The organism is Coleofasciculus sp. FACHB-712, assembly GCF_014695635.1.
GTDB lineage: Bacteria > Cyanobacteriota > Cyanobacteriia > Cyanobacteriales > FACHB-T130 > FACHB-T130.
Map to the genome: position 1 here is coordinate 1 of NZ_JACJOQ010000377.1, position 8,083 is coordinate 8,083.

Annotated in this window: 7 protein-coding genes, 1 tRNA gene and 1 pseudogene; all 9 read left to right on the plus strand. The window is 47.0% G+C overall.

The window, feature by feature from the left end; genetic code table 11:
- Positions 1 to 553 precede the first annotated feature (553 nt).
- Positions 554 to 1,009 (plus strand): NAD(P)H-quinone oxidoreductase subunit N, encoded by a 456-nt coding sequence (locus H6F50_RS10415; RefSeq protein ID WP_190411900.1) that lies wholly within the window; start codon positions 554 to 556, stop codon positions 1,007 to 1,009.
- 178 nt (positions 1,010 to 1,187) lie between these two features.
- The gene (locus H6F50_RS10420) at positions 1,188 to 1,793 is read left to right on the plus strand and encodes a VWA domain-containing protein (RefSeq protein WP_190428642.1); all 606 of its coding nucleotides are present in this window, start codon (positions 1,188 to 1,190) and stop codon (positions 1,791 to 1,793) included.
- Positions 1,794 to 1,869: 76 nt separating this feature from the next.
- Positions 1,870 to 2,367, plus strand: coding sequence for a hypothetical protein (locus tag H6F50_RS10425; protein ID WP_190428643.1), 498 nt, complete (start codon positions 1,870 to 1,872; stop codon positions 2,365 to 2,367).
- A gap of 162 nt (positions 2,368 to 2,529) precedes the next feature.
- Positions 2,530 to 3,135, plus strand: coding sequence for a VWA domain-containing protein (locus tag H6F50_RS10430; protein ID WP_190411903.1), 606 nt, complete (start codon positions 2,530 to 2,532; stop codon positions 3,133 to 3,135).
- A 135-nt stretch (positions 3,136 to 3,270) separates the two neighbouring features.
- Positions 3,271 to 3,879, plus strand: a complete 609-nt coding sequence (locus tag H6F50_RS10435; protein ID WP_190428644.1) for a VWA domain-containing protein — start codon at positions 3,271 to 3,273, stop codon at positions 3,877 to 3,879.
- 111 nt (positions 3,880 to 3,990) lie between these two features.
- The gene (locus H6F50_RS10440) at positions 3,991 to 5,223 is read left to right on the plus strand and encodes an LdpA C-terminal domain-containing domain (protein ID WP_190428645.1); all 1,233 of its coding nucleotides are present in this window, start codon (positions 3,991 to 3,993) and stop codon (positions 5,221 to 5,223) included.
- Between the two features lie 180 nt (positions 5,224 to 5,403).
- Positions 5,404 to 7,215 (plus strand): R3H domain-containing nucleic acid-binding protein, encoded by a 1,812-nt coding sequence (locus H6F50_RS10445; RefSeq protein WP_190428646.1) that lies wholly within the window; start codon positions 5,404 to 5,406, stop codon positions 7,213 to 7,215.
- A 381-nt stretch (positions 7,216 to 7,596) separates the two neighbouring features.
- Positions 7,597 to 7,668: transfer RNA gene (locus H6F50_RS10450), tRNA-Gln, on the plus strand.
- Positions 7,669 to 7,792: 124 nt separating this feature from the next.
- Positions 7,793 to 8,083 (plus strand): annotated as a pseudogene (locus tag H6F50_RS10455) (HAD family hydrolase); the annotation flags it as partial.

Sequence of the window (8,083 nt, forward strand, 5' to 3'; positions counted from 1 at the left end):
ATGCCTGCCACGATGCCTAAATGATCGATATCTTTGACTTGGATGTTGGTGGGCTGTTGAGTCATTGCTTAAAAATACCTCTGACTCTACCAGCAACCTGCGGAATCTGGGTTTCAAGCATAGATTCAGCCGTTTAACGTTACCTGTTTGAGCTTTTTTTTCCGACCTGCGGTATTAAAGCGTAATAAGGGATTACCAGTACATGATTTTTGGGATTAGGTCGATTGCGATTCCATCTTCACGAGAAGCCTATTCACTTATTTTGAGTAGATGTTGAGTCAAAATAAGTCAAATCTTTACAGCTCTACGTAGCGATCGCATCTCCACAAAAAGCGCGATCGCCCAAACAGTTTAACCTCGATTGTCTGTAAGCCTATGTTCAAACGAGGCTCAAAACTCAACACTGTCTGGAAAAAGTGCAACCTTACTAAAATTTTCAAAGCTTTTGTTGCACATTGCTTTTTGCTTAAAGTTGATAGGTTCCTCAACGCCCAACTATAATAAATTGCCAGCAGCAATTAACAAAACTTAAAGCTGGGTAGAACATAAAAATATGGCACTGATCACCATCGGCAATCAATTCGTCAAAGACTTGGAAAAGTCAGGTGCTTTAGGAACGTATGTACCCTTAGAAGGAGGGTTTGAAGGGCGTTACCAGCGGCGGTTGCGTGCAGCTGGCTATACCACTTTAAGCCTATCAGCACGGGGACTCGGCGACGTAGCAACGTATTTAACTGGCGTACACGGCGTTCGTCCCGCGCATTTGGGCAAGAAAGACATTCGTGTTTACTACGTGCCACCTATCGTGACCTATCAGTTGGAACAACTACCTCCCAAATCGAAGGGACTGGTGCTGTGGATAATTGAAGGACACGTATTGTCCCGTGAGGAAGTGGAATATTTAACCACCTTGCCAAGTATAGAGCCACGCCTAAAGATTGCTGTAGAAATGGGGGGCGATCGCGCTTTCCGCTGGACACCGCTTAAAAACGCGATCGCTGCTGCTTAAACCCGCGTCAGTCAATCCAATCTTAGGGTCGCACCAATGCTTGGGTGTAGCTCTAAGTCATGTCGAGCTAAAACGAGCTGGAACGTCTGAATAGTCAAGCTTTATGACCTACAGACGTTTTAGCTCGGCTAGAGGATTTTGATACCTTTAAAGAAGTAAGCAAATAAGGAAAACTCTTATGGTAGAAAACCGCGACTATACATTAATTATTGACAAAAGCGGCAGTATGTCGATGACAGACCAGTCAGGCGGGAAAAGCCGCTGGGTCATGATGCAGGAGTCTACTCTCGCTTTAGCCAGTAAATGTGAAGAATTTGATCCGGATGGCATCACTATCTATCTATTTTCCGGTCGATTCAAACGCTATGACAATGTAAACGCCAGTAAAGTTGCACAAATTTTCCGCGAAAACGAACCGTCTGGACGCACTGACTTAGCGGCAGTCCTTCTAGATGCGACGAATAACTACTTCCAGCGTAAAGCAGCAGGACAAACCAAGCCCAATGGAGATACCATTTTAGTCGTCACAGATGGGGAACCGGATGACCGGAAAGCGGTAATGAAGGTAATTATTGAAGCGTCGCGCCGTATGGATCGGGATGAAGAACTCGCGATTTCCTTTATCCAAGTTGGCACAGACGCGCAGGCAACAAAATTTCTGAAAGTGCTGGATGATGAACTGCAAAGTGCTGGGGCAAAGTTTGATATCTGCGACACAGTCACGATGGATGACATGGAGGACATGACCCTAACGGAAGTGTTGATCAATGCCATTATTGACTAAGTTCAAAGTCTAATTTGGGATTTGGGATTTTGATCGTGAAGAGAAATCTAAAATCTCTCTAGAGGTGTCCAAAATTATGGAATCAATCGATGACATACTCGCGGCAGTCAAAGCTGAGTATGAGACAAAAGATAAACCAAAAGAACTGCAAAAACCGCCACAACTGAAAGAAGAACCAGTCAAACCGCAACCAGCGAACTTCTTACAAAATCATTCTGCGAACCTCCCGCTTGCTGCAAACGCAATTCCGGAATTGCCCCGGCAAAAATGGCAAAACGAGCCGATTAGCTCATCTGAAGACATTGTTCTGGCTCAAATTAGGGCTGAGTTTGAAGAACAAGAACGTACAGAACAGCTAAAAAAACAGCAACAACTCAGAGAAGAACAACTCAAACAGGAGCAACTAAGGCAGAAACAACGGGAAGTCTTCAAAAACCAAGCGCGAGAATGGCTGAAAAATTTAAAGCCACTTTCAGAAGAAGGTCTTTGGTTTGAAGAGTTTGCCGATGCATATCCCTCTAAACTTGAGGCGGCGATTGATTATTTGCAAGCCTTGCGGGAGACTAAGCCGTAGAAGCCAGCAGCGATCGCCAGAATGATAATTAATCCCCTCTCTGCTGTAGAAATTTTTATATTTCTTTTATCTAATCCAACTAGATAGTCACAGCAGGTGGGCTAGGCTAGATTGGGAAATCTTGACAAACACTGGAGGTTATCTTTGGTGGAAGGAGGATCTGTGGCAGAAGACCGTGACTATACATTAATCATCGATAAAAGCGGGAGTATGTCTACCCCAGAGCCACCGAGCGGTAGAAGCCGTTGGGAAACCGCAGAGGAATCTACTCTGGCGTTGGCGAGAAAATGTGAAAAGTTCGATCCCGATGGGATTACGCTTTACCTATTTTCCGGTCGGTTTAAGCGATTTGATAATGTGACTTCTAGCAAGGTAGCGCAGATATTCCAAGAAAACGATCCCTCTGGCACTACGAATCTTGCCGATGTCTTGAAAAACGCCACTGACAACTACTTTGAGCGGAAGGCGGCTGGTCAGACTAAGCCAAATGGCGAGACAATTCTAGTGATTACAGATGGTGAACCCGATGACCGCAAAGCCGTGATGCGGGTGATTATTGAAGCCTCTCGCCGAATGGATAGAGATGAAGAATTAGCCATCTCCTTCATTCAAGTAGGTTCGGATCAAACGGCGAGTCGGTTTCTGAAAGCCTTGGATGATGATTTGCAAGGTGCTGGGGCAAAGTTTGATATTTGCGACACTGTAACGCTGGATGACATGGAGGGCATGACTTTACAGGAAGTGTTGCTCAACGCCATTAACGACTAGGTGCTGTCTGTTTATTTTGGATTTTGGATTCCATATCTGAAATCCAAAATTTTGCTTGCCAGTATTTAATCGCAATTTTGTTGCGGAATCAGCAGCAAGTCATTCAATCTAAAAAAATAATGGGGAGATTAGCTAATGAGCGCAGAAGATCGGGATTATACGTTAATTATTGACAAAAGCGGCAGTATGTCTACGCCAGACCAGCCGGGAGGCAGAAGCCGCTGGGATGCGGCACAAGAGTCTACCTTGGCGTTGGCGCGAAAATGCGAACAGTTTGACCCGGATGGGATCACAGTTTACTTATTTTCCAGCCGATTCAAACGCTACGAGAATGTAAATTCCAGTAAAGTCGCACAAATTTTTCAAGAAAACGACCCGGCTGGCACAACTAATTTAGCAGGTGTATTACAAGATGCGATCGCTGCCTACTTTCAGCGGAAAGCAGCCGGTCAGACTAAGGTGGGTGGCGAAACCATTTTGGTGGTCACAGATGGTGAACCCGATGACCGAAAAGGCGTGATGCGGGCGATTATTGAGGCGTCCCGACAGATGGAACGCGATGAAGAACTGGCGATTTCGATGATTCAAGTAGGGTCAGACGCTACAGCAGCTCGGTTTTTAAAGGCGTTGGATGATGACTTACAAGGTGCAGGGGCAAAGTTTGATATCTGCGACACGATAACGCTGGATGACATGGCAGATATGACCTTGGCGGAAGTGCTGCTCAATGCGATCGCTGACTAAAGGCAAACCCCTGATGCTTACGGTTTCCATGAAAAGGGGAGTGGTGAAAACTCCCCTAATTTTTGCTACTTGGATCTCCCCATTTATTCGGGAACGCACTAGCATATAAGGGTGACTGATACCTACTATCCCTTACGTTCCTTAAGAGAGGGTCACTGGTTTAAGCTCATTTGCGGAGCTAGTTTCCAACACCTCCCTGCCGTCCGAAATCTTACGTTGGCATATACCCTCGCTGGGGCTGACTGTATCGATGTTGCCGCTGACCCAGCAGTCATTGCTGCGGCGAAAGAAGGTATAAAGGCTGCGACTACCCTTGCCGATGCCGCCCGCGCTCGCGGCTATTGCGTAGAAGGTTTGCCGTGGCTGATGGTCAGCCTAAATGATGGGGAAGATCCTCATTTCCGAAAAGCTGAATTTAACTCAACTGAGTGTCCAGCAGATTGCTGGCGACCTTGTGAAAGTATTTGTCCAGCTGATGCGATCGCTTTTGACTTTGGCCAGAACGGTTTTTCAGGGGTGATCGATCAACGTTGTTATGGCTGCGGACGGTGTATTCCCGTATGCCCAAATAATTTAATTTATACTCGTTCTTATGTATCCGCACCGGAAGCGATCGCACCTTTGGTATTTCAAAGCGGCGTAGATGCCTTAGAAATTCACACGCAAGTTGGCAGAGTAGAAGACTTTAAACGACTCTGGAGTGCGATCGCGCCTTGGGTAAACCAGCTCAAGCTTTTAGCCATTAGTTGTCCAGATGGTGAAGCGATGCTTGATTACCTCCGAGCGCTATACGAATTGATGGCACCCCTACCTTGTCCTCTCATCTGGCAAACAGATGGGCGTCCTATGAGTGGCGATATTGGCGATGGCACAACGATAGCTGCTGTAAAGTTAGGTCAAAAAGTTCTAACTGCGGGATTGCCCGGATATGTGCAGTTAGCAGGAGGCACTAATCGCCATACTGTTGGCAAACTTAGGACAATGGGACTGCTCAACAACCACCAAAAGCCAGAAGTCCAAGAGTCAAAAGTCGGAAGGGCATCTCTATCAAGCATCCCTGTAGGGAACCAGGGATCAACGAAAAACCCGCCCCAACCAACTCAAACTTTTCCCGCTCAATCCCCCAATATCGCCGGGATTGCTTATGGCAGCTACGCTCGTGTTTTGTTATCACCCATTTTGGATGAATTAGAAAAAATGAATATAAACGAAGTAGGTGGGAATGCCTCCGCGTCAAGTCAAACACCTTTACCTGGACGCTTGGAAGAAAAGCCGGATTTACTCTGGCAAGCTGTTGATCTTGCTCACTCGCTAGTTTCTCAACTCAAAACCTTTACCCAATAGCCAGTAGAAGCGCGATTTTAGATATGTCATCGATTAAAAGGTTGGAGGTTAAAAGATTGACGATTTGCAAAAAGCGACTTTTCAACCTTGCGATCGCCAACCTGCAACGCTTCCCAGGTAAAGAACAAACATCAGTTATTTAAATCACCGATTGTGGATAAAAACGTCACTGTACAAAGAATGCAGATTACAGACGATCTCCAGAAATTACTGGACGTGTTACCAAATGAAATTCGGCAACCTTTAGAGCAGCATCCGGGACGGGATAAGTTAGTTGAGGTTGTCCTAGACTTGGGGCGTCTTCCAGAGGCTCGGTTTGCTAAACAGGCAGAGTATCTCTCCGAAACGCCAGTATCGAAAGAACAACTGAATTATTGTGTAGACCGGGTAGGAAATTTTGGTGGGGATAACCGAGCAGGGCTAGAGCGAACTCTGCACCGGATTAGCGCTATCCGCAACCGAAGCGGCGAGATCATTGGTCTTACCTTGAGGGTAGGTCGAGCCGTGTTTGGCACCATCGGCATGATTCGCGACCTAGTAGAAACAGGTCAATCGATTCTGATGCTGGGGCGTCCCGGTGTTGGCAAGACAACAGCACTGCGGGAAATTGCCAGAGTTTTAGCCGACGATTTACAGAAACGAGTTGTCATTATCGACACCTCCAACGAAATCGCTGGGGATGGTGACGTTCCTCATCCAGCAATTGGTAGAGCTAGACGGATGCAAGTCGCCCGTCCCGAACTCCAGCATCAAGTCATGATTGAGGCAGTGGAAAACCATATGCCAGAAGTCATCGTCATTGATGAGATTGGCACAGAACTAGAAGCCTTGGCAGCTCGAACGATTGCTGAACGAGGTGTTCAACTGGTGGGTACAGCTCACGGAAATCGGATTGAAAATCTGATTAAAAATCCAACGTTATCTGACTTAGTAGGTGGCATTCAGGCCGTAACTTTGGGAGATGACGAAGCCAGACGTCGGGGTAGCCAAAAGACGGTATTGGAACGCAAAGCCCCGCCAACCTTTGAAATTGCTGTTGAAATGCTAGAACGGCAGCGCTGGGTGGTGCATGAAAGTGTTGCCGATACCGTTGACACCCTGCTGCGGGGGCGTCAGCCGGGTTATCAAGTTAGGACAACCAGCGAGACTGGGGAAGTTACGATTACCCATGAGACTCCCCAAGCACCGTCACTCATGCGACCAGCGATGAGCGGAGGCAGCCGTATATCTTCCACCCACGACGCCCCAGCGCGACCAATGGGCTGGCGGGCTTCTGGGCAAATGACTCCATTACCAATGCAGTCAGAATCAACGCGAGGCATGAGGGCAGAACCGCAAAACCTATTAGCTAGAGGAGAAGAATCTGCCTCTACTTCATTGCCTGTCTCTTCTAACCTTGCACCTTCTTTTGAGCAGATGCTGGATCAATCTTGGCATCAACCTCAGGCAATCGGAAATGAAACCTTTGTGGGGCCGAATGGCGAAGAGTTGCCATTGCACGTTTATCCTTATGGGGTGAGCAGCCAACAATTAGAGCAAGTCATTCGGGTGCTGAATTTGCCCATCTTGCTGACGAAGGATATGGATAGCGCGGATGCAGTTTTGGCGATTCGGTCGCACGTAAAAAACCATTCCAAGCTACGACATATTGCCAAAGCCCGTCAGGTTCCCATCCATGCAATTAAGGCAAGTACCATTCCCCAGATTACCCGCGCCCTAAGGCGTCTGCTGGATATGGATGACTCTCAGGTTCTAGATGTCCCCGAACTCAGCTTATTTACTAGTAGCGGTAGTGAAGACGAGATTGAGGCTCTCGAAGAAGCCCGCCTTGCCGTGGAGCAAATCGTGATTCCCAAAGGACAGCCGGTGGAACTCCTGCCGCGTTCTTCTAAAGTTCGTAAAATGCAACACGAACTCGTCGAACACTATCGTCTCAACTCTGACAGTTTTGGGGAAGAACCGAACCGACGGCTGCGAATTTATCCCGCCTAATCGAAAAAGCTGTGGATCTATATGGGGCGTTGCACAGTAGAAAGATGATAATCTCGCGCAAAGACGAGGTAGCGCGGAGTTTAAAATAAAATCATCGCATGATTGTGCAACACCCTATATGGGTTTCGAGGAGGTAAAGATGTCGAAAAAGCTAAAACACTTTCCCGGCACGCTTTCCATAAGAAAGGGAGAAGCTGGCTAGGAGAGCCACACTGTTTAACTGGTAAGCGTTCAAGAAGCCTTTTCTATGAGTCAATTCCCAAAAATCCATACTGAGTCTTCACCATTTATCCACTGATGAAGAAGGATTTAAGAGAAATTTTCTAAAAGTGGTTGACAATTCCCTAGTAGGAACTGCTACTATAGCGAAGGTTGATGCGATGGGGTGTCGCCAAGTGGTAAGGCAGCTGGTTTTGGTCCAGCCATTCCGAGGTTCGAATCCTTGCACCCCAGTTAAATTTTGAAACCTAAGTTTTGAGAAACCCAGTAGAGACGCGATAGCTCGCGTCTCTACTGGGTATTGGGCTTGTTGGGCAAATTGTGCCAAGATAAACCGAAAGATTGCGGCTTTAGAATCATGCGTGCAAGTTATCCAAATATTCTCGCCCTTGACTTTGACGGTGTTATCTGTGACGGGTTAATCGAGTATTTTCAGACAGCTTGGCGCACCTACTGTCAAATTTGGGCACCGCCTAATCTCACACCTCCAGATGGTTTAGCTGAAAGTTTCTACCAGCGACGACCGATTATAGAAGTCGGTTGGGAAATGCCGGTGGCAATCCGGGCGCTAATATTGGGCATTCCCGACGAAAAGATGTTGCAAGATTGGTCAGGGGTGGCTCAGCAAATCTTGCGAGAAGATAATTTG

Bases quoted from the DNA above. Each gene is read 5' to 3' on its own strand.
- H6F50_RS10415 (WP_190411900.1), top strand. From the start codon at position 554: ATGGCACTGATCACCATCGGCAATCAATTCGTCAAAGACTTGGAAAAG.
- H6F50_RS10420 (WP_190428642.1), top strand. From the start codon at position 1,188: ATGGTAGAAAACCGCGACTATACATTAATTATTGACAAAAGCGGCAGT.
- H6F50_RS10425 (WP_190428643.1), top strand. From the start codon at position 1,870: ATGGAATCAATCGATGACATACTCGCGGCAGTCAAAGCTGAGTATGAG.
- H6F50_RS10435 (WP_190428644.1), top strand. From the start codon at position 3,271: ATGAGCGCAGAAGATCGGGATTATACGTTAATTATTGACAAAAGCGGC.
- H6F50_RS10445 (WP_190428646.1), top strand. From the start codon at position 5,404: ATGCAGATTACAGACGATCTCCAGAAATTACTGGACGTGTTACCAAAT.